General features: G+C 36.1%; 17 protein-coding genes, 2 tRNA genes and 2 rRNA genes. 15 read left to right on the top strand and 6 right to left on the bottom strand.

The features are described from left to right. Window position 1: 1 nt before the first annotated feature. Window positions 2-643 (bottom strand): flavin reductase family protein, encoded by a 642-nt coding sequence (locus T410_RS02280; RefSeq protein ID WP_035668306.1) that lies wholly within the window; start codon window positions 641-643, stop codon window positions 2-4. Window positions 644-833: 190 nt separating this feature from the next. On the opposite strand from T410_RS02280, the gene T410_RS02275 reads away from it, so the two are divergent. Together T410_RS02275 and T410_RS02270 are read left to right on the top strand one after the other, a co-directional pair. Continuing rightward, window positions 834-3,224, top strand: a complete 2,391-nt coding sequence (locus T410_RS02275; protein ID WP_035668304.1) for a penicillin acylase family protein — start codon at window positions 834-836, stop codon at window positions 3,222-3,224. A gap of 62 nt (window positions 3,225-3,286) precedes the next feature. After that, the gene (locus tag T410_RS02270; protein ID WP_035668301.1) at window positions 3,287-4,624 is read left to right on the top strand and encodes an NAD(P)/FAD-dependent oxidoreductase; all 1,338 of its coding nucleotides are present in this window, start codon (window positions 3,287-3,289) and stop codon (window positions 4,622-4,624) included. A 154-nt stretch (window positions 4,625-4,778) separates the two neighbouring features. On the opposite strand, the gene T410_RS02265 is transcribed toward T410_RS02270, so the two are convergent. Continuing rightward, window positions 4,779-5,141: a cupin domain-containing protein gene (locus T410_RS02265; protein WP_035668299.1), complete on the bottom strand. Its 363-nt coding sequence runs from the start codon at window positions 5,139-5,141 to the stop codon at window positions 4,779-4,781. A 62-nt stretch (window positions 5,142-5,203) separates the two neighbouring features. Continuing rightward, window positions 5,204-6,724: a helicase HerA-like domain-containing protein gene (locus T410_RS02260; RefSeq protein WP_035668298.1), complete on the bottom strand. Its 1,521-nt coding sequence runs from the start codon at window positions 6,722-6,724 to the stop codon at window positions 5,204-5,206. 374 nt (window positions 6,725-7,098) lie between these two features. On the opposite strand from T410_RS02260, the gene T410_RS02255 reads away from it, so the two are divergent. From T410_RS02255 to T410_RS02220, 7 genes are all read left to right on the top strand, one after another. Next, window positions 7,099-7,917: a MotA/TolQ/ExbB proton channel family protein gene (locus tag T410_RS02255; RefSeq protein WP_035668297.1), complete on the top strand. Its 819-nt coding sequence runs from the start codon at window positions 7,099-7,101 to the stop codon at window positions 7,915-7,917. A 75-nt stretch (window positions 7,918-7,992) separates the two neighbouring features. Beyond that, window positions 7,993-8,604, top strand: coding sequence for a biopolymer transporter ExbD (locus tag T410_RS02250; protein ID WP_035668296.1), 612 nt, complete (start codon window positions 7,993-7,995; stop codon window positions 8,602-8,604). Window positions 8,605-8,622: 18 nt separating this feature from the next. Beyond that, complete coding sequence (locus tag T410_RS02245) at window positions 8,623-9,171, top strand: biopolymer transporter ExbD (RefSeq protein WP_035668293.1); 549 nt, start codon at window positions 8,623-8,625, stop codon at window positions 9,169-9,171. A gap of 39 nt (window positions 9,172-9,210) precedes the next feature. Further along, the gene (locus T410_RS02240) at window positions 9,211-10,005 is read left to right on the top strand and encodes an energy transducer TonB (RefSeq protein ID WP_035668291.1); all 795 of its coding nucleotides are present in this window, start codon (window positions 9,211-9,213) and stop codon (window positions 10,003-10,005) included. 233 nt (window positions 10,006-10,238) lie between these two features. Then, entirely contained in the window at window positions 10,239-11,162 is a 924-nt protein-coding gene (locus T410_RS02230; RefSeq protein WP_035668287.1) for a substrate-binding domain-containing protein, read from the top strand. A 16-nt stretch (window positions 11,163-11,178) separates the two neighbouring features. Next, complete coding sequence (locus T410_RS02225; RefSeq protein ID WP_035673970.1) at window positions 11,179-12,849, top strand: hypothetical protein; 1,671 nt, start codon at window positions 11,179-11,181, stop codon at window positions 12,847-12,849. 199 nt (window positions 12,850-13,048) lie between these two features. Further along, entirely contained in the window at window positions 13,049-13,681 is a 633-nt protein-coding gene (locus T410_RS02220; RefSeq protein ID WP_035668285.1) for a 7-carboxy-7-deazaguanine synthase QueE, read from the top strand. A 121-nt stretch (window positions 13,682-13,802) separates the two neighbouring features. Here the strand turns inward: T410_RS02220 and T410_RS02215 are convergent, their stop codons facing one another. Both T410_RS02215 and T410_RS02210 read right to left on the bottom strand, forming a co-directional pair. Beyond that, window positions 13,803-14,345, bottom strand: a complete 543-nt coding sequence (locus T410_RS02215; RefSeq protein ID WP_035668283.1) for a YfiT family bacillithiol transferase — start codon at window positions 14,343-14,345, stop codon at window positions 13,803-13,805. 15 nt (window positions 14,346-14,360) lie between these two features. Continuing rightward, window positions 14,361-15,077 carry a bifunctional 2-polyprenyl-6-hydroxyphenol methylase/3-demethylubiquinol 3-O-methyltransferase UbiG gene (locus T410_RS02210; RefSeq protein ID WP_035668281.1) on the bottom strand — a complete coding sequence of 239 codons (717 nt, stop codon included), beginning with the start codon at window positions 15,075-15,077 and terminating at the stop codon, window positions 14,361-14,363. Window positions 15,078-15,150: 73 nt separating this feature from the next. On the opposite strand from T410_RS02210, the gene T410_RS02205 reads away from it, so the two are divergent. Beyond that, complete coding sequence (locus T410_RS02205; RefSeq protein ID WP_035668278.1) at window positions 15,151-15,645, top strand: YkgJ family cysteine cluster protein; 495 nt, start codon at window positions 15,151-15,153, stop codon at window positions 15,643-15,645. A 60-nt stretch (window positions 15,646-15,705) separates the two neighbouring features. On the opposite strand, the gene T410_RS02200 is transcribed toward T410_RS02205, so the two are convergent. Next, the gene (locus tag T410_RS02200) at window positions 15,706-16,923 is read right to left on the bottom strand and encodes an exo-beta-N-acetylmuramidase NamZ domain-containing protein (RefSeq protein WP_035668276.1); all 1,218 of its coding nucleotides are present in this window, start codon (window positions 16,921-16,923) and stop codon (window positions 15,706-15,708) included. Window positions 16,924-17,033: 110 nt separating this feature from the next. On the opposite strand from T410_RS02200, the gene T410_RS02195 reads away from it, so the two are divergent. The 5 genes from T410_RS02195 to T410_RS02175 all read left to right on the top strand — a co-directional run bounded on the left by T410_RS02195 (window position 17,034) and on the right by T410_RS02175 (window position 24,156). Beyond that, window positions 17,034-18,269, top strand: a complete 1,236-nt coding sequence (locus tag T410_RS02195) for an ABC transporter permease (protein ID WP_035673969.1) — start codon at window positions 17,034-17,036, stop codon at window positions 18,267-18,269. 932 nt (window positions 18,270-19,201) lie between these two features. Then, window positions 19,202-20,715 (top strand): 16S ribosomal RNA (locus T410_RS02190). 124 nt (window positions 20,716-20,839) lie between these two features. Further along, window positions 20,840-20,913, top strand: a tRNA-Ile gene (locus T410_RS02185). Window positions 20,914-21,007: 94 nt separating this feature from the next. Next, window positions 21,008-21,081, top strand: a tRNA-Ala gene (locus T410_RS02180). A 192-nt stretch (window positions 21,082-21,273) separates the two neighbouring features. Beyond that, window positions 21,274-24,156, top strand: a 23S ribosomal RNA gene (locus T410_RS02175). Together the 16S and 23S rRNA genes with 2 tRNA genes alongside form the textbook arrangement of a ribosomal RNA operon. Window positions 24,157-24,204: the final 48 nt, after the last annotated feature.

Here is a 24,204-nt window from a genome sequence, read left to right as displayed (position 1 = left end):
GCTATTTTTTAAAAAATGAAGTAGAAGGGGTTTCTTTTCGAGCATATTGAAAACGATCCACTAATTTGGGTAAACAATATCCATCAAGTCCATTTAGTGCTATAACATTCCCTTTGTCAATTTGTAACCAGCCATCTTTGTGCTCTAATTCTTCTTCAAAAAACAAATTCTCAATAGAAGCTATAATGTGAATGGTGTCATTTTCCTTGATATAATATTCGTTTACATATTTGCAATACAATTGAACTGGACTTCCTTTTACGAAAGGAATTTTAATGTCATTTTTATATTCTTCCTCTAGATTTGTTTTGTCAAATTCAGAAATTCCTATCTCATAATTTGCTGATGTATGATGCGCATCTTCAATCATATTCACCGTAATGTGATTTACTGTAAAATAACTCGTTTCTCTTATATTTTTATACGTATCTCTCGGAACGGTTGTAGGTCTCATTATGAATCCAATTAATGCAGGATCGCTTCCTAAATGGGTTACACTGCTAAAAATGGCTACATTGGATTTTCCGTCAATGGATTTTGTGGCAATTAAATTAGCAGATTTATATCCAGTACAGGAATTGATTAAATTTAATCTTTCGATTTTCTCCATTTTAGAAATCGCGTCTCTGGAAATATGTTTCATGTTTTTTGAATTTTGAACAAATATACTTTTTTGTTTAATTAAATTAAAAATAAATTAAACAAAATAATTAAATTAAAAATAAATTAAACAAAATAATTACATTTGATATGTTATAATCCAAATGCTTTGAAAATAAATAATTTAAAATAACTTTCAAATCCTATATATTTGTTTGTCAATTTATTCAAAAATGAAAAAACTCAAAAAAGTCCTTCTGGTTTTACTTTCGTTGCTAGTGATTATAACAATAAGTTTAATTGTTTATGGGTTTTATCTAAAACCAAAATACGAAGGCCAATTACAACTGAAAAATATTCAGAAAGAAACTACGGTATATTTTGATGAATTTGGGGTGCCGCATATTTATGCCAATAGTTCAAAAGACGCGATGGAAGCTTTGGGTTATGTGCATGCGCAAGATAGATTGTGGCAAATGGAATTGATGCGGCGTATTGCTCCGGGGCGTTTGTCTGAGATATTTGGTTCAGTTGCGTTGAAAAACGATAAGTTTTTTGCGGGATTGGGAATCGAAGAAGCTTCAGTAAAAGCGATTGCAGCATTGAATAAAAATAGTGCAAGTTATCAATTGACAATGGCATATTTGGATGGAATTAATCAATATTTAGATGAAGGAAAAACACCAATTGAGTTCAGTTTGGTTGGAGTTAAGAAACAGAAGTTTACGATAAAGGATGTCTATAATATTTTTGGATACATGTCTTTCAGTTTTGCGATGGCTCAAAAATCAGATCCATTATTGACTGATATTCGAAATAAATATGGAATGGAGTATCTCAAGGATTTTGGAATTGACGGTTCTTTCAATACCACTCGAATAAAAAATGCCAAAGAAAAACCACAGCAATACAGCGCTATTGCAAAGTCTATTGCATCACTTTTAGATCAGTCACCCATTCCTCCATTTGTGGGAAGTAATAGCTGGGTTATAGCACCAAAGAAAACTAAAAATGGTAAAGTGATTTTTGCCAATGATCCTCACATTGGCTTTTCACAACCTGGAACTTGGTATGAAGCGCATTTGATAACGCCTGATTTTGAATTGTACGGTTGTTATTTAGCGGGAACGCCCTATCCTTTGTTAGGTCACAATCGGGAATATGCTTATGGTTTGACGATGTTTGAAAATGATGATATTGATTTATATCAAGAAGAAAATAATCCAACTGATGGTAATGTTTACAGAACGCCAAATGGTTTCAGTCGCTATGAAGTTCGAAAAAAAATCATAAAAGTTAAAGATTCTACAGATGTAGTTTTAAATGTAAAAGTGACGCGTCACGGTCCTATTATGAATGACTTGATTGATGGTTTAAATAAAAAGAAACCCGTTGCAATGTCTTGGATTTATACGCAACAGCCCATTCAGATTCTCGATGCGGTTTATATGCTTTCACACGCCAAAAGTAAAACCGATTTTCACAAAGGAGTAGCTTTAATTGCTGCACCGGGATTGAATGTGATGTATGGTGATGCAAAAGGAAATGTGGCTTGGTGGGCGACTGGGAAATTATACAAGCACAATGAAGGTGTGAATACTAATTTTATTCTGGATGGAGCTAGTGGTAAAGACGATATTACCGAATATCTGGATTTCTCCAAAAACCCTTCGGCAGAGAATCCAAATTGGAATTATGTATATTCGGCTAATAATCAACCGGAACCAATAGATGGATTTTTATATCCTGGTTATTACCTTCCTGAAGACAGAGCCAAAAGAATTACCCAGTTATTAGATCCAAAATCCAATTGGGATAAGGAGTCTGTCAGTAAAATGATTTTCGATAATACTTCATTAATTACACCACAAGTTCTTTCAAATTTATTTTCGAGTGTTAATTATAATGCACTTTCTGATAATGAAAAAGAAGCCATTACTATCTTAAAATCTTGGAAAGGATCAAATAATCTTAATGACGTGGCTCCGACAATTTATAACAAATGGATTTATTTTTATTTGAAAAATACTTTTGAAGATGAACTCGGAAAAGTTGGTTTCAAACAATTTCTAGGAACGCACATTATGAAGCAAATTGTTGCAAAACAAATGGCTAATGCTAATTCGCTTTGGTGGGATAATATTACCAGTAAAAATATAGAAGAAACCAGAAAACAAATTCTATCACAATCGTTTAAAGAGGCAGTTATTTCATTAGAAAAGCAATTAGGGAATTCAGTGCCAGCTTGGACTTGGAATAAAGTACATGTTTTAGAGCATCAACATCCATTGGGCAAAGTGTCGGCATTGCGAAGAATTTTCAATGTAGGACCTTTTGAAGTTTCAGGTTCCAATGAGGTAATTAACAATCAGTTTTTTGATTACACAGATGAAGCAAATTATGTTGTAAAAGGAGGCCCTTCAACGAGAAGAATTATTGATTTTTCGGATATAGAAAACAGTTGGAGTATTCTGCCAACAGGACAATCCGGAAATCCATTGAGTTCACATTACAGCGATCAAGCGGAACTTTACAATGCAGGAAAATTTAGAAAAATGAAACTAAATAAGGATGAAATTGTTAGAACTTCAACAAAATTGGTCTTTGTTCCCTATAAAAATTAATAGTTTTAAAGTCCTTAGTCTAATAAAATCAGTAATTTTGCCTAACTTTTTATAAAAAATTAATGCAAACTCCCAAAAAAATAGCGGTTGTAGGTTCTGGATTAGTAGGATCTTTATTGGCTATTTACCTTCGCAAAGCAGGACATATAGTTCATGTTTATGATAGAAGTCCAGATATTAGACAAATTCAGTTTTCAGGACGTTCCATTAATTTAGCCATGTCTAACCGAGGTTGGAAAGCGCTGGATGGAGTAGGAGTGGGGGATGCGGTGCGTGAAATTGCAATTCCTATGGATAAACGTGCCATTCATCTTGTGGACAAACTTAATTTTCAAAATTACGGACAAGAAGGGGAATCTATTTATTCGATTTCGAGAGGAACCTTAAATAGAAAAATGATCGATTTGGCGGAAGCCGCGGGAGCTCAATTCTTTTTTGAACATAAAATTTGGGATGTAACTTTAGATGATGCAACCTTGCATATTGGAGAAACTGAAAGAGGAGCTTGGCAAGAAAAAAAATACGATATGGTCTTTGGTGCCGATGGTGCTTTTTCTAGAATACGTCACCGCATGCAACGTCAAAGCATGTTTGATTATTCACAAGAATTTCTGCCTATTGGGTATAAAGAATTAAATATTCCTGCAAATCCTGACGCCACACATAAATTGGATAAAAATTCTTTTCATATTTGGCCTCGAGGCGAATACATGTTGATTGCATTGCCTAATTTAGACGGTAGTTTTACGTGTACCTTGTTTATGCCTTTTGAAGGAGAAAATTCTTTTGCGGCATTAAAAAATCAAAAAGAGGTCGAAGCTTTTTTTGAAAAGAATTTGCCGGATACGATTGATGTAATTCCAAAATTGACAGAAGATTTCTTCAATAACCCAACAAGTACGTTGGTAACCATGAAATGCTTTCCTTGGACTTATGAAGATAAAATTGCTTTAATTGGTGATGCTTGTCATGCGATTGTGCCATTTTATGGACAGGGAATGAATGCGGGCTTTGAAGATATTTCAGTACTATATGAAATGATTGAAAAGTATGGTGATGATTGGAAAACTATTTTTTCTGAATATCAAAAATCTCGTAAACCAAATGCGGATGCAATCGCAGAACTGTCCTATCGTAATTTTATGGAGATGAGTTCTAAAACTGCTGATGAAAAATTCCTATTGCAAAAGAAAATCGAAAAATCCTTCTCGGATAAACACCCTGATAAATGGATACCGCTTTATAGTAGAGTAACGTTTAGTGATCGTCCTTATGCCGAAGCTTTGGCAATTGGGGATTATCAAAACGCCATTATGGAAGAAGTTTTAAAAATGGAAAACATTGAAAATATTTGGAATAGCGAAACTGTAGAGAACAAAATATTGGAATTATTGCAATAGTTCTTTTGGAGTTATTTAAGGTCAGTTCGCTTTGTCCGTTTCTAATTAATAGTAGAAATCCCATCTCTTTTTTTTAAATAAGATGGGATTTCTGCTTTAAACGAAGTGAATCAAACTCCTTAGAAATAAAATCAAGTAAGGCATTCGAGACTATTTATTCCTCACGGTGTACTTTTGTGAAATCGAAAGCAGGTTTGCAAATGGCAATATATTCACATGGTTCTTCAAAAGGATTAGAATATTGTACCCGAGTGTTTTTCTCAATTTTTATAGATTGACCAGCTTCAAGAATTACAGTTTCATTTTCAATAAGAAATTGTTTTTTTCTTTTTATGATGTAGCTGTATTCTTCAAATTCTGGTGTTTGAAAGGATTCGCTCCAATGAGGTGGTGCAATCATATGTGCGATTGAAATATCTGGATTGTTTGTGGTAGCAATTCCGTGATGCTCTTCAATTAATTTACCATCTGTTGTTGGAACAACAAATGGTGTTTTTTGAATAAAATATTTTTTCATTTTTTGAATTGATTTTTGAAATACTCTTCAAGCAAGATGGTTCTAAATGGATGTTGTAGTATTTATTTCTTTAATATTTTTGTTAAAATACTAAAAGCACCTCTTATGAAAGTTGCACTAGTCAATACTTTCAAAACAGATTTCCCTACAACACTAGCTGTGCTTGGCCCGTTATTTTCTTCTTTCTCAATTGTTTTTTCTTGTTCTTGTGCTGCAACTTCTTGTTCGACAATAGTTATTTTTTTATTTAGCATTTCGTAAGCGCTTTCACGATCAATAAGTTCGCTGTATTTCTTTACCAGTTTTGACTTAGAATTGATTTCCTGAATTTCACTTTCAGTCAAAATATCCATTCTGCTCATCGGTGCACGCATCATGGTAGCTGCAAGAGGAGTAGGAATTCCTTTTTCGTTCAATGCAGTGACCAAAGCTTCACCAATTCCAAGGCTAGTCAGTACTTCATCAGTTTTATAATATTCAGATGTTGGATAATTGTCAGCTGTTTGTTTAATTGCTTGTCGGTCATTTGCTGTAAAAGCCCTTAAAGCATGTTGTATTTTTAGACCTAATTGTGCTAAAACGCCGCTTGGAATATCCATAGGATTTTGAGTAATAAAGTAAATCCCAATTCCTTTTGAACGTATTAATTTTATGATAGTTTCTATTTGTTCTAATAGTGCTTTGCTGGCTTCATTAAATATTAAATGGGCTTCATCTATAAAAATCACTAATTCAGGTTGGTCGGCATCTCCTTTTTCAGGCATCTGTTGGTATATTTCAGCTAATAAACTAAGCATAAATGTCGAAAATAATTTTGGTCTATCCTGAATGTCTGTCAAGCGAAGGATGTTGACATATCCCTTGCCATTTTCGTCAATTCGCATTAAATCTTCAATATCAAAAGACATTTCTCCAAAAAATAAGTCAGCACCTTGTTGCTCTAACTCAATGATCTTTCTAAGAATAATTCCAGTAGTTGAAGTTGAAATTTTACCATAATCTGCAGTAATCTCGTCTTTTCCTTCTTCGGTTATATAATTAATTACTTTTTTGATGTCTTTAAGATCTAACAAAGGCATTTTATTATCATCGCAGTATTTGAATATAACAGCAATAACACCTGCTTGAGTGTCGTTTAATCCTAATATTCTTGAAAATAGGACAGGGCCAAATTCTGATACTGTTGCACGAAGGCGTACTCCATTTTGTTCAGACAAAGTCAGTAATTCAACCGGAAAGCTGGAAACACTGTATGGGATGTTAATTTTAGCATGACGTTCGGTAATAAAAGGTTTTTCTTCCCCTTCTTTTGCAATACCACTAAAATCACCTTTTATATCCATCATCAATACTGGAATTCCAAAAGAGGACAACTGTTCTGAAAGGACCTGAATAGTTTTAGTTTTTCCTGTTCCGGTAGCACCGGCAATTAAGCCATGTCGGTTTATTGTTTTTAATGGTATTTTTACATGGGCGTCAGCTAAAGCTTCTCCGTCTAAGATTGCTCCGCCTAAAATAATGCTTTCTCCTTTTGAAATATAGCCGGTAATGATGTTTTGTATAAAATCTTCTTTTCTGCTCATAATGTTGTTGAATTAAAATTCATTTTTAAGGTATTAATTTTCTAATTTTCATTAATAAAGTGTTAACTGCAGTTTTCTTGCTTTTTTATTGTTAATAATAAAAAAAAATATTTTAAGCTGTTTCAATCTTAATGTTGAAATATTATCTCAATATCTCATAAAAACTTATAAATTTTTTTGTGAAATAGCGGATTTCAATGTGAATTCTGATATAAATGTAAAATTTATTTTAGCAAATATTTTTTCGGAATAAAATTAATCAGAATAAAATTAAAAAAAGTTTTTTTATTTAAACTAAAAATATAAATTTGCTCCACTACAAGTTTATTATAACTAAAGAATAAATTATTTAAAACTATTAAAATTAAAAAAAAATGGCAAACGTTAAAAAAGAAAACGGTTCAAAAGGTGGAGGAATGATTTCAGGAATCATTATTGTAGCATGTGTTTTTGTTGGATGGATAGTATGGAATTTTATAATGGGTAATGGTGCTAACTTCGAGGGTGGAGTTAATACAGGTCACCCACTACCGGGTAATTACTTGGCAATGGTTTATAAAGGAGGTCCTATTGTGCCTATTTTATTAGGATGTTTGTTAATGGTTATTGTGTTTTCATTCGAGCGTTTTGCGGTTATTTCAAAAGCAGCTGGTAAAGGAAATCTTGATCAATTCATGAAAAGTGTACAAGGAAATATCACTACTGGTGATATTGATGGTGCGATCGCTTTATGTGACAAACAAAAAGGATCTGTTGCAAATGCAATTAAATCTGCTTTATTGAAATACCAAGATGTTAAAAAAGAAGGATTAGATAGCGAAGCTGCTGCTGAAACAATTCACAAAGAAATTGAAGAAGCAACTTCATTGGAAATGCCAATGTTAGAAAAACATATGACTATTCTTTCTACATTAGTTTCTTTAGGAACACTTGCAGGTTTGTTAGGTACAGTAACCGGGATGATTAAGGCGTTTGGTGCTTTGGCTTCTGCTGGAACTCCAGATCAAGCTGCTCTTGCAAATGGTATCTCTGAAGCCTTGATTAACACTGCAACGGGTATCTCTACTTCTGCATTAGCAATCGTTGCTTACAACTTTTTTACTTCTAAAATTGATACTTTGACTTATTCTATTGATGAGGCTGGTAATACAATTGTAAATACTTACAGACACTTCAGAAGTACACAAAAATAATTAATAATTTAATTTATAAGAAAATAGCAATCTTGTAAAAGAGCTGTTTTCTTATAAATATTAAAAAATATATTAATGGCTATAAAAATGTCCAAAAAAGCAGCGTCTATTGACATGACTGCTATGTGTGATGTGGCTTTTCTTTTGCTTACGTTCTTTATTTTGACCGCTACAGCTAAGATTCCAGAAGCATTACCGGTAGATACGCCAGCCTCAACAGTTCAGTCTAAGCTTCCTGATGCAGATTTAGCGACGATTACTATTGGTAAAGGTAAAGTGTTTTTTGACCTAAAAGGAAGAGAAGTTCGTAAAAGAACTTTGGAATTGATGGGACAAAAATATGGTGTTGCATTCACAGAAGATGAATCGTCAAAATTTGCTTTAATGGAAGGAATTGGGGTGCCAATTTCAAATCTAAAGCAACTTATCTCTATGAAAACTGCAGAGCGAAGTAAAGAAGGTGTTCAGCCTGGAGTTCCTAAAGATTCACTTGATAATCAATTGAAAGAATGGATTTACAATGCTCGTATTGCAAATATTGAGGTCGATGATAAAGAATTGCAGTTTGCTATAAAAGGAGATGCAAAGGAAGAATATCCATCTATTAAAAAGGTAATGGATATTTTACAAGACCAAAAAATCAATAGCTTCAATCTGGTTACTGGTTTGAGAGCAAAAGATAAATAACTAAAAAAATACACTAAAATGGCTGAATTAAATACCGGCGACGGTGGAGGCAAAAAAGGTGGAAAGGTAAGAAGTAAAAAATCAGGTTCAAAAGTAGATTTAACTGCTATGGTGGATTTGGCATTCTTATTGATTACTTTCTTTATGCTTACTACTACGTTGTCTAAACCGCAATCGATGCCTTTGGGTTTGCCAGATAAAGAAGATGATAAAACTAAGGATAAGCCAATTAAAGTTGACGAAAACCGTACTATGACTGTATTATTAGGAGATAATGATAAAATGACATATTATATGGGTTTATTGGCTACTCCAATTGCTGGTCCTAAGGAAATTTCTTATGGTAAAGAAGGTATTCGTAAAGAATTATTGAAAAGAAAAAAATCAGTTTTAGAGTACACTGGTAAGAAAGATAAAGGGATGATTGTAATTATCAAACCAAGTAAAAAATCAAATTACCGTAATTTAGTAGATATTCTAGATGAAATGGCTATTGTTGATGTTCCAACATATGCAATTGTAAATGATTTTACTCCTGAGGAACAAAAATTGTTAGAAGGTAAGTAAGATTTATCTTATTACTCAATAACCTAATAACTAAGAAAAATGAAATTAGATATATTCACAAATCAATGGCTTGATATTGTATTCGAAGGTCGTAATAAGGCCTATGGTGCTTATGAGCTTCGAAAAACAAATACGAAGACTACGGTTAAAGCTCTTGTGCTTGGCGCAATTGTTTTCGCTCTTGCTGTTAGTGCGCCACTTATAATGAGTCTTATTCCTAACTCTTCAGATGATTCTGATACAATAGATACTAAGATTACAACTGTAAAGTTGCCGCCTAAGAAAGAAGAAGTAAAAAAAGATCTTCCACCACCCCCACCACCTCCTCCAAAAGTGGATCAGGTAAAATTTGTTAAGCCAGTTGTGGCTAAAGCAGATGAGGTTACAGAAGAGCCACCTAAAATTGTTGAAATTAAAGACAAGAAATTAGGTGCTGAAACTATTAAAGGTGATCCAGATGCTGAATTGTCTGTAGAACCAGTTGGGAACGGACCTAGTGCTGTTGTAGAAGAAGATACTCAGATTTACAACACTGCAGGTATTGAAGTAAAACCTGATTTTCCAGGTGGTATGGAGAAATTCTACAAGTTTGTTGGAAATAACTACCAGACTCCTGAAGAAGAAGGTTTAAAAGGTAAAGTTTACGTTACTTTTGTTGTTGAAAAAGATGGTTCATTAACTGATATCAAAGTAATCAGAGATATTGGTTACGGTACAGGAAAAGAAGCAATCCGTGTTTTGAACAAATGTCCTAGATGGAACCCAGGAGAGCAAAATGGTAAAAAAGTAAGGGTGCTTTATTCTCTTCCAATTACTATTCAATCTGCTGAATAATGTTAAATAACATAGTAAGTAATATTAAGAAGAAATCGCTTAAAGAGCGATTTCTTCTTGTTTTAGGAATTTTGTTTTTTCTGGTTTACCTTATTTTAGGTTTATTTATTATCTTTATGAAGAATTTTCCGTTGGCAATTCAATCTAATTATAGGATTGCTTTTGGGGTATTACTTATAGTATATGCTTCTATTAGATTCTTTCGAATTATTAATGATAACAAAAACTAGATTATGAAAAATTATGCTAAAATTTCGTATTTTGTTTTTCTTGCGGTAATAGTGTTTTTCTTAGCTTGTAATCGTTCTAAAAGTTCAAAAGATAATGAAACCATACTGAAAGGTTCAGTTTCAATTTTTGTAGATGAAACTTTGACACCTATTATTGAGGATCAAGTAGCTGTATTTGAAAGCAAATATGATGCTAAAATAAAACTTATTTCAAAATCTGAAGCTGAAACTGTTAATTCATTGTTTAACGAGAAAGCTTCTATAGCTATTTTAGCTAGGAATTTGACAACTGAAGAATTGAAGATTTTTGATCAAAGAAAAATCATACCTAAAGTAACAATATTCGGTACAGATGCGATTGCCCTGATTTCTAATAAGAACAATAAGGATACTATTATAGCGTTAAAAGATGTTATTAATTTTATGCAGGGGAAATCTGTCCCATCCATTAAGGGGTTAGTTTTTGATAATCCAAATTCAAGTACAGTTCGATATATTAATTCTCTCGCAGGTTTAAAAGCTATTCCTGAAAAAGGTGTTTTTTCATTTAAAACCAATGATGAAGTTATTAAATATGTTTCTGAAAATGATGGAATGATAGGAATTGTAGGAGTTAATTGGCTTTCTCAACCAATGCCTAATATGCAAATATATGTAGAGAAAGTGAATGCTTTAAATGTTAAAGGGCTTACTAGTGATAATTCATTTTCTCCTTCCCAAAATAATATAGCAGAAGGCAAGTACCCTTTGGCACGCGATTTGTATATAATAAATTGTCAAGGATATTCAGGTCTAGGAATGGGTTTTGCTTCATTTGTAGCTGGAGATATTGGACAAAGAGTAATTTTAAAATCTGGTTTGCTTCCTGTTCGTATTCCCGGCAGGAATATTACAATAAGGAATAAAATTGAAAATGATAAAAAATAAATTAACTACAATAAAGATGAATAAATTTAAAATTTTTAGTGTTGCTTTATTGGCTACGGTAACTGTAAGTCAAGCGCAAGATTTAAATCCGGCGAAAAAAGCAATTGATGCAGAGCAGTTCGATAGTGCAAAATCTATTTTAAAATCGATCGTAAACTCTAAACCATCGAACGGGAGAGCCGCTTTCCTTTTAGGGAATGTTTATCTTACTCAAAACGTAGCAGATAGTGCTAAAATTTATTTTCAAAAAGGATTATCTGGAACTGAAGGGGCTAAACTTAATTATATAGGTTTAGGTCAATTAGACTTAGATAATGGAAATGTTGCTGCAGCGCAAGCAAATTTTGCATTGGCTACTAAAGATATGAAAAAGAAAGATGTGGAAGAATATATCTACATCGGGAAAGCATATATGGCGGCTAATAAGCCTGATTATAAAAGTGCTTTGTCTATTTTAACAAGAGCAAAAATTAATAATCCTCAGGATGCTCAAGTTTTGTTAGAACTAGGTAATGCTTTTTATGGAGATAAAAATCAGAATGAGGCATATGTTGCATATCGTGATGCCTTTCAAGCTGATCCAGCCTTAATTAGAGCTAAAATGCAATTAGGTGTTTTACTTAAAGGGGCTAAAGCGTATACTGAAGCAGTAAAAGCATATGATAACGTAATTGCTACAAATGCAAGTTACGGACCTGTTTACCGTGAATTGGCAGAAACATATTATTTATGGGGAAGAAATGAGCCATCAAAAGGTAAAGACTACTTGCAAAAAGCATTGGGGTATTATGAAAAATATATGTCTTTAACTGATTATTCGCTAGCATCTCGTATGCGTCATGCTGATTTTTTAATCTTAGCAGGTGACTACAAAGCATTGGAAGTTGAAGCTAATAAAATGAAAGAATTAGATAAAGTAAATCCTAGAATTTTACGTTATTTAGGTTTTGCTGCTTATGAAAATGGAAATGTTGATGTTGCAATTCAGTCATTAGAAAGTTTTATTTCAAATCCTGCAAATAAAGTTCTAGCTATAGATTACCAATATTTAGGTTTTTCCAAAATTAAAAAATCAATAAGTGCTGATGGTAAAACAGTAGATGCATCGCTTTTTAATAATGGTGTTTCCGATGTTAAGAAAGCGGTTGATATGGAAATTTCTATTACTAACAACCTTGCAGATATTGGAAAAAAATTATACGAACAAAAATTATTCAAGGAAGCTGCTTCAATTTATGAACTAGCAACTACGAATAAAGAATCTAGAAATTTCTTACTTGATAATTTCTACCTTGGTAACTCATTATATTATGATAATACTAAAAAGGATGTTGTTAAGCCAGATCCTATAGCACTACAAAAAGCTGATGTAGCTTTTGGAAATGTTATTGAGGCTTCGCCATCTACTCAGGATGCTTATATCTTTAGAGCGAGAACGAACAGATTGCTTGAAAAAGATGATATGATGGTAAAATATTATGAAGCTTATATTGCAGTTGTTACTGAAAAAGGAGCTGAAGAATTAGCTAAACCTGCAGTGAAAACTAAATTGATCGAATGTTATAATAACATGGCTGCTAGTTTTGCAAATACTGATAAAACAAAAGCAAAGGAGTATTTTAATAAAACACTTGCATTAGACCCAACTAATAACTATGCAAATGAATCATTGAAAACTTTAAAATAATATTTTGTATATGATATTAAACCGCTAACTTTTATGAAGTTAGCGGTTTTTCTATATTAGAACAATTGTATTAATTAATAGTTTATATTTTGGTATAAATCGACTGAACGGATAAGATCTCATTATTTTAGTAAGCATTTACTAAATATCAAATTAACTCATTTTCTAATTAACTATCTTTGCACTTTAAAATAAAATAATGTTATCAAAAGAAATACAATTAGAAGTTAACAAAGGAGCTATGCTTCCCTTGATGGAAGAGTTTTATACCATTCAAGGCGAAGGATTTCATACGGGAACTGCCGCATACTTTATTAGAATAGGCGGATGCGATGTTGGGTGTCATTGGTGTGATGTTAAAGAAAGTTGGAATGCCGAATTGCATCCTCCAACAGGGATTGATTTGATTGTTTCAAATGCAAGTAAATATTCAGAGACTGTTGTAGTAACTGGTGGAGAACCTCTAATGTGGGATATGTCTTTGCTAACGCAAAAGCTAAAAGAAAATAACAGAAAAGTTCATATAGAAACTTCAGGAGCATATCCATTAACAGGGGTCTGGGATTGGATTTGTTTGTCTCCAAAGAAAAATAAATTACCTACGGAAACTGTTTATGATAATGCACATGAGTTGAAAGTAATCATTTATAATAAACATGATTTTATTTTTGCTGAAGAGCAAGCTGAAAAAGTGAATAATAATGCTATTTTATTCCTGCAGCCAGAATGGAGTAAAAAAGAAGAAATGACTCCACTTATAGTCGATTATGTGATGAACAATCCGAAATGGCGTGTTTCTTTACAAACGCATAAATATTTGAATATTCCTTAGAAATTTAAAACCCCAAACAACAATTTGTTGTTTGGGGTTTTAAATTAAATATAGTTTATGATTATTTTTCGGAATTTTTACTTCTTGCAATCCGATTGCCTGGTGAGCATTACTCCTAAAACTACCACCCTTTTTGTTTTTTTAGTTCAGTGATGTGTGCTAAATGGTGGTTTCCATGCCAAGCATAAGTTCCTATTATTTCCTTCAACTGAAATGCTGCGTTATGCTCAGGATGAATAAAGGATTTTTCTAAATCAGCTTCAGAAAGACTATTCATTAGATATGCCAAACGAAAGTGTAATCCTTCCAGAAAAGACAGCGTAGGCTGAATGGGCATTGTTAAATTATCATGTAATTCCGCCCAACGATCTTCGTGATAAAATTTTATTACGGGTTTGTCTTCAGTCAATGTCCATTTAATCCTAATGAAACAATTCATGTGACTGTCTGCGCAATGATGAATTACTTGACGAATTGTCCAGCCATCTTGACGATACGGTGTTTCTAGTTGTTCATCGGTTAAATGAATTACTTCTTTTTTCAATCGTTCTGGGAAACTTGCAATTTCTGCTATTTTATTAGTTAGGTATTCTTTTGAATAAGTTTCTGGGGCAATAAATTTTCCAATAGGATAACTCAATTTTTCTAATGATGTATTTTCCATACTATAATTTTTTTTTTAAATTGAAAGTTTAGCTAAATAGTCATAATGCTCCCCTTCAAGAATTAACTCGCACTGTAATCCATTGGCGAAAGCCGCATTTTGCAAGGTATTGTAATCTAGGTAGAGCCAAGGAAATTCTTCTTCTTTTTCGTTTTTATAGCGTATTGTAAAAGTCAATTCGCCATAATAGCCTTTACTCGGAATCCATTTTCCTCCATCTTCATCATTATCAAACATGTAAATAATATCCGATGAATCAATTAAAATTTGTCCATTTGAGTTTAGCAACCTTCTCAATTTCTGTAAAAATTTAGTGGTTTCTTTAAGTGTTCCAAAAATGCCGGTGCCATTCATTAATAATAAAATGGTGTCAAATTTATTTTCGGGATTTTCAGCATCCATTTCAAGGATATTTTGAACATGAACATCTTTCAATCCGCGAAGTTTGCAAGCTTCAACTGCATTTTGAGAAATGTCAATTGAATGAACAATAAGATTTTTTTCGTTTTGTAGATACAAACTATGGCTTCCTGCTCCACAACCTACATCCAAAATTTTTCCCTTTGCAAGTTGTAAGGCTTTTTGTTCCAATTTTGGCATTTCATTATAAGAACGAAATAAATAGGCAACACTCATTTCTTCTTCTTCAGAAATGGAGGTTTCCGTGATTAAATCTTCAGGAAAATTATTGGTTTGAAAATCAAGTATGGCTTTGCCAAAAAGGTCTTTCATCTTTTTTGTTTAAAGTTTAAGGTTTCAGGATTCAAGTTTGTTACTTTTGTGGTTCCAACTTTAAATTTTAAACTTGAAACATATTTTAAACAATCTTCCTAAAGAAGCCAAAGATAAGCATATAGAAAATAAAAAGTATTTCGATAAGCTGAAAAAGAAGACGCCAAAAAATTTGGATTATGTGATGCAGGATTTGCATGACGCCGAATTCAAGAAGACGGATTGTTTAACGTGTGCCAATTGTTGTAAAACTACCGGACCATTATTTACAGATGCGGATATTGAGCGTGTTTCAAAATATCTTAGGCAAAAGCCACAACAGTTTATTGAACAATATTTAAGAATCGATGAAGACAGGGATTATGTGTTGCAAAGTGTGCCGTGTACTTTTCTGGATAATGAAAATGCATGCATGATTTATGATGTTCGCCCAAAAGCGTGCAGAGAATTTCCACATACAGATAGAAAAAAGTTTCAACAAATTACGGATTTAACTTTGAAGAATGTGGCTATATGTCCCGCTGCTTTTAATATTGTTGAGGAAATGAAAAAGAAGTTGCCTCTTTAAAAATTTCCCATCTCGTCTCCCTCTCCTTTTAGAGTCCCGAGGCTTCGGAAGAGGTGAGGATTAATAAATCAAATATTTCGTTCTCATTTCTTTAAACTCAATTAACCCTTTCTTCCAGCTTTCTCTGATTTCCTCTTCCGGAATTCCATTTTCTATTTGTTGCTGTAGTTTTTTAGTTCCTGCTAGTTTAATAAAAAAAGGATTGAAAAATTTCGATTTGTCATTTGTAGTCTGATAAGCTTTAATTAACCATTTTAATTCCAGTCGATTTACTCTTGTCTGTGTTGACAAATCTTCTCCGTAACATTCTATACCATTATAAACAGGATTTTGTGCGCCCAAATTTGGTTTCGGAATAAAAGTAAAGGTGCTTTTCGGTAAATATGGAGAGCCGTAAATCTGGAATTGTTTTTGGGTGCCACGACCCACACTTACATTCGTCCCTTCAAAAAGACATAAACTCGAATATAGATTCACAGCTTGGTCATTTGGAAGATTAGGAGAAGGTTTTACAGGGAGGCTATAATTCATTTTTCGGTTGTAATTAATACATGGAATTACGGTTAGCTTGCATTGCGCACCATTCTTTAGCCATTTATCGCCATTTATCATTTTAGCATACTCACCAATTGTCATTCCGTGAAGCAAAGGAATTGGATGCATACCCACAAAACTGGTGAATTCTTTTTCTAAAATGGGTCCGTCTACAATACTTCCGTTAGGATTTGGTCTGTCAAGGATTAAAAGGGGAATATTATTTTCAGCACAAGCTTCCATAATATAGTGCAATGATGAAATATAAGTGTAAAATCGTGCGCCTACGTCTTGCAAGTCAAAAACCATAATATCAATATCGGCTAGTTGTTCTGATTTCGGTTTTTTATTATCTCCATAAAGAGAAATAATTGGCAGCCCAGTTTTAGAATCTTTACCGTCAACTATATGTTCGCCTGCATCCGCAGTTCCGCGAAAACCATGCTCAGGTGCAAATATTTTTTGGATAGCAATATTTTTTTGTAATAGAAAATCTACCAAATGAGTTTTATTGGATAGAATTCCTGTCTGGTTAGTTACAATTCCAATTCTCTTGTTCTTTAATAATGGGAGATAGTTTTTATAATTGTCGGCTCCAGTCTTTATTGCTGCGGATGAATTGTTTTTAGCTTTTTCTAAATCCAATTTTACAGTTCCGCTTAAATCTGTTTTTCTAGCTGAACAGGAAGTCGAAATGATTATTAAGAAGGTGAGGCAAAGAAATGTCTTGGAAAATGGTATCATATGGGTTCAAATAAAATTAATGCCAATTAGTGTAATTCGTGTTTTAGCTGTATTTTTGGCACAAGCGACGCGAACTGGCGATGCAAATCCAAATTAGAAATCGAATCAAATTGAATTTAGAATATTTCATAGCCAAACGACTCATAACTGCTAAAGATTATAAAAGTAGCATATCTGCGCCAATTATAAAAATTGCAATTTCGGCAATTGCCATTGGTATGATTATGATGATTGTTTCGGTAGCAACGGGAATTGGGCTGCAACAAAAAATCCGCGAAAAGGTTTCGGCTTTCAATGGACATATCATTATTTCGAATTATGATAATAATCAATCCGAAGTTACATTAGTTCCCATTTCTAAAAAACAGGATTTTTATCCAAAATTCACAGCTGTTCCCGGAGTGAGTCACATTCAAGCTATCGCCAGTAAGGCTGGAATCATCAGAACCGAAACAGCTTTTGAGGGAATCATCTTCAAGGGAGTAGGCAGTGATTATAGATGGGATAATATAAAGGAGTATCTGGTTTCTGGAAAACTTCCAGATTTTTCAAAAAATATCAATCAAGAAGTATTGATATCGCAATTCCTTGCCAATAGATTGAATCTAAAAGTAGGGGATTCCTTCAATACATTCTTTATAAAAGAAAGCCAAAATCAATTACCTAACATCCGAAGATTTAAAACCACAGGTATTTTTAACTCTGGTTTTCAAGAATTTGATGCTACATATGTAATAGGTGATATCCGTCACATGCAGCGTATCAATAAATGGACGCCAGATCAAGTAGGTGCTTTCGAAGTTTTTGTAAATGATTTTGATAATATAAAGTCAATAGGGGAGCAAGTCTATGAACAAACATCGTCAACACTCGATACTAAAACCATAATCGAAAAATACAGCTATATATTCGAGTGGCTTCAACTATTCGATTTCAATATCATCGTCATATTAGTAGTCATGATACTTGTTGCTACGATTAATATGGTTGTTGCACTACTAGTATTAATACTCGAGCGAACCCAAATGATAGGAATACTAAAAGCATTAGGAGCTAATAATTGGTCAGTTCGAAAAATATTTCTATACAATGCCTTTTATCTTATCGTAAGAGGATTGTTTTGGGGTAATCTTATCGGAATCTCATTATTGTTAATGCAACAACAATTTGGGATAATCCAATTGAATCCCGAAAATTACTACGTCAATCAAGCCCCGGTCTACCTAAATTGGGGATATATATTGTTGTTGAATTTACTAACAGTTACCGTTTGTTTCTTAGTATTGTTAATTCCTTCCTATATAATAACCAAAATTTCACCGGTGAAAGCAATACGTTTCGATTAAAATAGTTATTTGGGCGCTCCCCATTATAAAAAAGAGGCAACTATCATTGTGGATAGTTGCCTCTTTTTTATAATGGGTCGGGCTATCCGCTGCAAGTCCTCGAAAAATTCCATTTCATTTCATTTTTCTGTGGGCTTTTCGCTGCTATCCCTAGCGCGGGTACTGTTTCAATCGACTTTGTTATTTAGGCAAAGATGAAATCACATCACTAATATTAATATTGCTTCCTTATGTATAAGAGTGAAGTATCAGCTATTTCGAGTACCTATATATAATGTTGCTCGTAGTTTTCATCGATAAAGTCGCTTTTGCTACTGATATTCCCAAAGGTTGTGAAAGGAGAGTAAAATAGTTAGGTTTCAATAACCATGTTTTCAGCGAGTTAAAGTTTAAGTTAAGAGAACGTCAAAAAAAAGTGATTAAAAAGCTTGAAAAAGGGAATAAAGGGACTACTTTTGCACCCGCAATGACGCATACGTTCTTTAATATACTGACAAGTAACACGAATTAGCATAGAGAATTTATTTTCTAAAAAAGATTCAGAAAAGCTTGTGAGATTAGAAAACGGATGTTACATTTGCACCCCGCAAAACAGTGGAAGTTCCTTGAAAGATTGATAAGAAATAGAGAAGATAGAGGAATTAAATTTCTTTAAAAAACTTCAAAAATTTCTTGCCAGTTGAGAAAAGAAGTTGCACTTTTGCACCCGCTTTGAGAAACACTTTAATTAGAGTTGACAAGGTAAAGAAACTGAGATAAAATTCAGTTTTAAGCCAAGCAGAACACGTTCCTAGACATATTGAATTGACAGCCGTTTTGAAAGAGATTTCAAGACAAAAGAATAAGAGTAATAGAATCGAGAGATTTGAAAAAACCACTAGAATTTAGTCGAATAAACAAAGAGAACAGATTTATCTGAACTCACACAATATACGATGAAGAGTTTGATCCTGGCTCAGGATGAACGCTAGCGGCAGGCTTAACACATGCAAGTCGAGGGGTATAGGTTTTCGGACCTAGAGACCGGCGCACGGGTGCGTAACGCGTATGCAATCTACCTTTCACAGAGGGATAGCCCAGAGAAATTTGGATTAATACCTCATAGTATAGCAGTTTCGCATGAAACCACTATTAAAGATTTATCGGTGAAAGATGAGCATGCGTCCCATTAGCTAGTTGGTAAGGTAACGGCTTACCAAGGCTACGATGGGTAGGGGTCCTGAGAGGGAGATCCCCCACACTGGTACTGAGACACGGACCAGACTCCTACGGGAGGCAGCAGTGAGGAATATTGGACAATGGGCGCAAGCCTGATCCAGCCATGCCGCGTGCAGGATGACGGTCCTATGGATTGTAAACTGCTTTTGTACAGGAAGAAACACTACTTCGTGAAGTAGCTTGACGGTACTGTAAGAATAAGGATCGGCTAACTCCGTGCCAGCAGCCGCGGTAATACGGAGGATCCAAGCGTTATCCGGAATCATTGGGTTTAAAGGGTCCGTAGGCGGTTTAGTAAGTCAGTGGTGAAAGCCCATCGCTCAACGGTGGAACGGCCATTGATACTGCTAAACTTGAATTATTAGGAAGTAACTAGAATATGTAGTGTAGCGGTGAAATGCTTAGAGATTACATGGAATACCAATTGCGAAGGCAGGTTACTACTAATATATTGACGCTGATGGACGAAAGCGTGGGTAGCGAACAGGATTAGATACCCTGGTAGTCCACGCCGTAAACGATGGATACTAGCTGTTGGGCGCAAGTTCAGTGGCTAAGCGAAAGTGATAAGTATCCCACCTGGGGAGTACGTTCGCAAGAATGAAACTCAAAGGAATTGACGGGGGCCCGCACAAGCGGTGGAGCATGTGGTTTAATTCGATGATACGCGAGGAACCTTACCAAGGCTTAAATGTAGATTGACCGGTTTGGAAACAGACTTTTCGCAAGACAATTTACAAGGTGCTGCATGGTTGTCGTCAGCTCGTGCCGTGAGGTGTCAGGTTAAGTCCTATAACGAGCGCAACCCCTGTTGTTAGTTGCCAGCGAGTCATGTCGGGAACTCTAACAAGACTGCCAGTGCAAACTGTGAGGAAGGTGGGGATGACGTCAAATCATCACGGCCCTTACGCCTTGGGCTACACACGTGCTACAATGGCCGGTACAGAGAGCAGCCACTGGGCGACCAGGAGCGAATCTATAAAACCGGTCACAGTTCGGATCGGAGTCTGCAACTCGACTCCGTGAAGCTGGAATCGCTAGTAATCGGATATCAGCCATGATCCGGTGAATACGTTCCCGGGCCTTGTACACACCGCCCGTCAAGCCATGGAAGCTGGGGGTGCCTGAAGTCGGTGACCGCAAGGAGCTGCCTAGGGTAAAACTGGTAACTAGGGCTAAGTCGTAACAAGGTAGCCGTACCGGAAGGTGCGGCTGGAACACCTCCTTTCTAGAGCCTTAGTGTTAGTATTTATACACGCTAGGGAAAGAAGACGAAAGTTCAAGTTGGAAACAAATGCCAATATTTTATTACTCTTGCTGTTAGTTCAAATAATACCATTTAAGAATAAGAGTGTCTCGTAGCTCAGCTGGTTAGAGTACTACACTGATAATGTAGGGGTCGACAGTTCGAGTCTGTCCGAGACAACTATTTTAGACTTAAAAGAAAAGAAGAAATTCTAGAGTTGAGGAGTTATGAAGTGAAAATTCATAATTCATAATTCACAATTCATAAATAGATTGGGGGATTAGCTCAGCTGGCTAGAGCGCCTGCCTTGCACGCAGGAGGTCAACGGTTCGACTCCGTTATTCTCCACTATCTTGAGTAGTAATTATTAAGGATTGGGTAGTAAGTATGACTTACGACTTTATAATTAATAATTCATACCTAAAGAAAAAGTTCATTGACATATTGAGATAAGAAAATAATAAAAAGTAGAAAGCATTTTTTGCTTGTTTATTTATAGACAAGTAGAAGAAACGGCACATTTTAATTAATGTGTTGGTACAATAAGCAAAATAAGGGCGTATGGGGGATGCCTTGGCTCTCAGAGGCGATGAAAGGCGTGATAAGCTGCGAAAAGTTACGGGGATTGGCACACACGATATGATCCGTAAATACCTGAATGGGGCAACCCACTATGTTGAAGACATAGTACACCGATAGGTGGGCAAACCCGCTGAACTGAAACATCTAAGTAGGCGGAGGAGAAGAAAACAAAAGTGATTCCGTAAGTAGTGGCGAGCGAACGCGGATTAGCCCAAACCAATGATGTTACGGCATTGTTGGGGTTGTAGGACCACGACATTTGTTGCGGATAGAATTAGAATCTACTGGAAAGTAGAGCCAAAGAAGGTGATAGCCCTGTATAAGTAATAGAAGATAACGATAGTGGTATCCTGAGTAGGGCGGGGCACGTGAAACCCTGTCTGAATTTGGCGGGACCATCCGCTAAGGCTAAATACTCCTGAGAGACCGATAGTGAACCAGTACCGTGAGGGAAAGGTGAAAAGAACCGTGAATAACGGAGTGAAATAGATCCTGAAACCATACGCTTACAAGCGGTCGGAGCCCTTTCGTGGGGTGACGGCGTGCCTTTTGCATAATGAGCCTACGAGTTAACGTTGCTGGCAAGGATAAGTGGTTAAGCCACGGATCCGTAGCGAAAGCGAGTCTGAATAGGGCGCTTTAGTCAGTAGTGTTAGACGCGAAACCGTGTGATCTACCCATGGGCAGGATGAAGCTGTGGTAACACATAGTGGAGGTCCGAACCGGTTGACGTTGAAAAGTCTTCGGATGACCTGTGGGTAGGGGTGAAAGGCCAATCAAACTCGGAAATAGCTCGTACTCCCCGAAATGCATTTAGGTGCAGCGTTATGCATAAAGTTATATAGAGGTAGAGCTACTGATTGGATGCGGGGGCTTCACCGCCTACCAATTCCTGACAAACTCCGAATGCTATATAATGTTTCATAACAGTGAGGGCTTGGGTGCTAAGGTCCAAGTCCGAGAGGGAAAGAACCCAGACCATCAGCTAAGGTCCCCAAATATACGCTAAGTTGAAAGAACGAGGTTTGTCTGCCCAGACAGCTAGGATGTTGGCTTGGAAGCAGCCATTCATTTAAAGAGTGCGTAACAGCTCACTAGTCGAGCGGACGAGCATGGATAATAATCGGGCATAAGCGTATTACCGAAGCTATGGATTTACAATTAATTGTAAGTGGTAGGGGAGCATTCTAACAGGGTTGAAGGTGTGTCGTAAGGCATGCTGGACTGGTTAGAAAAGAAAATGTAGGCATAAGTAACGATAATGCGGGCGAGAAACCCGCACACCGAAAGACTAAGGTTTCCACAGCTATGCTAATCAGCTGTGGGTTAGTCGGGACCTAAGGCGAACCCGAAAGGGACAGTCGATGGACAACGGGTTAATATTCCCGTACTAGTTATTACTGTGATGGGGTGACGGAGTGATGAAAGCGCCGCGAACTGACGGAATAGTTCGTTGAAGTACCTACCTATAAGCTGCGCAGGCAAATCCACGCGGCTTGGGGAAATACGATAGTACTCGGAGTCTTCGGACAAAGAGATAGTGCGCCTAAGGGCTTCCAAGAAAAACCTCTAAACTTCAGGTAATAAGTACCCGTACCGCAAACCGACACAGGTAGTCGAGGAGAGAATCCTAAGGTGCTCGAGAGATTCATGGCTAAGGAATTAGGCAAAATAGACCCGTAACTTCGGGAGAAGGGTCGCCAGCAGCAATGCTGGCCGCAGTGAAGAGGTCCAGGCGACTGTTTATCAAAAACACAGGGCTCTGCAAAATCGTAAGATGAAGTATAGGGCCTGACACCTGCCCGGTGCTGGAAGGTTAAGAGGAGATGTTATCTTCGGAGAAGCATTGAATTGAAGCCCCAGTAAACGGCGGCCGTAACTATAACGGTCCTAAGGTAGCGAAATTCCTTGTCGGGTAAGTTCCGACCTGCACGAATGGTGTAACGATCTGGACACTGTCTCAGCCATGAGCTCGGTGAAATTGTAGTAGCGGTGAAGATGCCGCTTACCCGCAGTGGGACGAAAAGACCCTGTGCACCTTTACTATAGCTTAGTATTGACCTTGGATAAATGATGTGTAGGATAGGTTGGAGACTGTGAAGTGGCGTCGCTAGGCGTTGTGGAGTCATTGTTGAAATACAACCCTTTGTTTATCTGAGGCCTAACCCCGTTTTGCGGGGGACATTGCTTGGTGGGTAGTTTGACTGGGGTGGTCGCCTCCAAAAGAGTAACGGAGGCTTCTAAAGGTTCCCTCAGTACGCTTGGTAACCGTGCGTAGAGTGCAATGGCATAAGGGAGCTTGACTGAGAGACATACAGGTCGATCAGGTACGAAAGTAGAGCATAGTGATCCGGTGGTTCCGCATGGAAGGGCCATCGCTCAAAGGATAAAAGGTACGCCGGGGATAACAGGCTGATCTCCCCCAAGAGCTCATATCGACGGGGGGGTTTGGCACCTCGATGTCGGCTCGTCACATCCTGGGCTGGAGAAGGTCCCAAGGGTTGGGCTGTTCGCCCATTAAAGTGGCACGCGAGCTGGGTTCAGAACGTCGTGAGACAGTTCGGTCTCTATCTACTGTGGGCGCAAGAAATTTGAGTGGATCTGATTCTAGTACGAGAGGACCGAATTGGACAAACCTCTAGTGTATCTGTTGTCACGCCAGTGGCATCGCAGAGTAGCTACGTTTGGAAGGGATAAGCGCTGAAAGCATATAAGCGCGAAACCCACCACAAGATGAGATTTCTTTTAAGGATCGTGGGAGATGACCACGTTGATAGGCTATAGATGTAAAGGCAGTAATGTCATAGTCGAGTAGTACTAATAATCCGTAAGCTTATGTACGCTTTTCCCCGGGGTAACCCGGGGAAGAAACTTTCTCAACACTTTTTG

It is taken from the genome of Flavobacterium sp. 83, from assembly GCF_000744835.1.
Taxonomy (GTDB): domain Bacteria; phylum Bacteroidota; class Bacteroidia; order Flavobacteriales; family Flavobacteriaceae; genus Flavobacterium.
The sequence above is the reverse complement of the archived record's forward strand: the minus strand, read 5'-3'. Positions and strand labels throughout refer to the sequence as shown.

What these genes read in the sequence shown, in the direction of transcription:
- T410_RS02225 (WP_035673970.1), top strand. Translation starts at nt 11,179, where the DNA reads ATGAATAAATTTAAAATTTTTAGTGTTGCTTTATTGGCTACGGTAACT.
- T410_RS02245 (WP_035668293.1), top strand. Translation starts at nt 8,623, where the DNA reads ATGGCTGAATTAAATACCGGCGACGGTGGAGGCAAAAAAGGTGGAAAG.
- T410_RS02265 (WP_035668299.1), bottom strand. Translation starts at nt 5,141, where the DNA reads ATGAAAAAATATTTTATTCAAAAAACACCATTTGTTGTTCCAACAACA.
- T410_RS02275 (WP_035668304.1), top strand. Translation starts at nt 834, where the DNA reads ATGAAAAAACTCAAAAAAGTCCTTCTGGTTTTACTTTCGTTGCTAGTG.
- T410_RS02270 (WP_035668301.1), top strand. Translation starts at nt 3,287, where the DNA reads ATGCAAACTCCCAAAAAAATAGCGGTTGTAGGTTCTGGATTAGTAGGA.
- T410_RS02220 (WP_035668285.1), top strand. Translation starts at nt 13,049, where the DNA reads ATGTTATCAAAAGAAATACAATTAGAAGTTAACAAAGGAGCTATGCTT.
- T410_RS02255 (WP_035668297.1), top strand. Translation starts at nt 7,099, where the DNA reads ATGGCAAACGTTAAAAAAGAAAACGGTTCAAAAGGTGGAGGAATGATT.
- T410_RS02240 (WP_035668291.1), top strand. Translation starts at nt 9,211, where the DNA reads ATGAAATTAGATATATTCACAAATCAATGGCTTGATATTGTATTCGAA.
- T410_RS02230 (WP_035668287.1), top strand. Translation starts at nt 10,239, where the DNA reads ATGAAAAATTATGCTAAAATTTCGTATTTTGTTTTTCTTGCGGTAATA.
- T410_RS02260 (WP_035668298.1), bottom strand. Translation starts at nt 6,724, where the DNA reads ATGAGCAGAAAAGAAGATTTTATACAAAACATCATTACCGGCTATATT.
- T410_RS02215 (WP_035668283.1), bottom strand. Translation starts at nt 14,345, where the DNA reads ATGGAAAATACATCATTAGAAAAATTGAGTTATCCTATTGGAAAATTT.
- T410_RS02210 (WP_035668281.1), bottom strand. Translation starts at nt 15,077, where the DNA reads ATGAAAGACCTTTTTGGCAAAGCCATACTTGATTTTCAAACCAATAAT.
- T410_RS02280 (WP_035668306.1), bottom strand. Translation starts at nt 643, where the DNA reads ATGAAACATATTTCCAGAGACGCGATTTCTAAAATGGAGAAAATCGAA.
- T410_RS02250 (WP_035668296.1), top strand. Translation starts at nt 7,993, where the DNA reads ATGGCTATAAAAATGTCCAAAAAAGCAGCGTCTATTGACATGACTGCT.
- T410_RS02200 (WP_035668276.1), bottom strand. Translation starts at nt 16,923, where the DNA reads ATGATACCATTTTCCAAGACATTTCTTTGCCTCACCTTCTTAATAATC.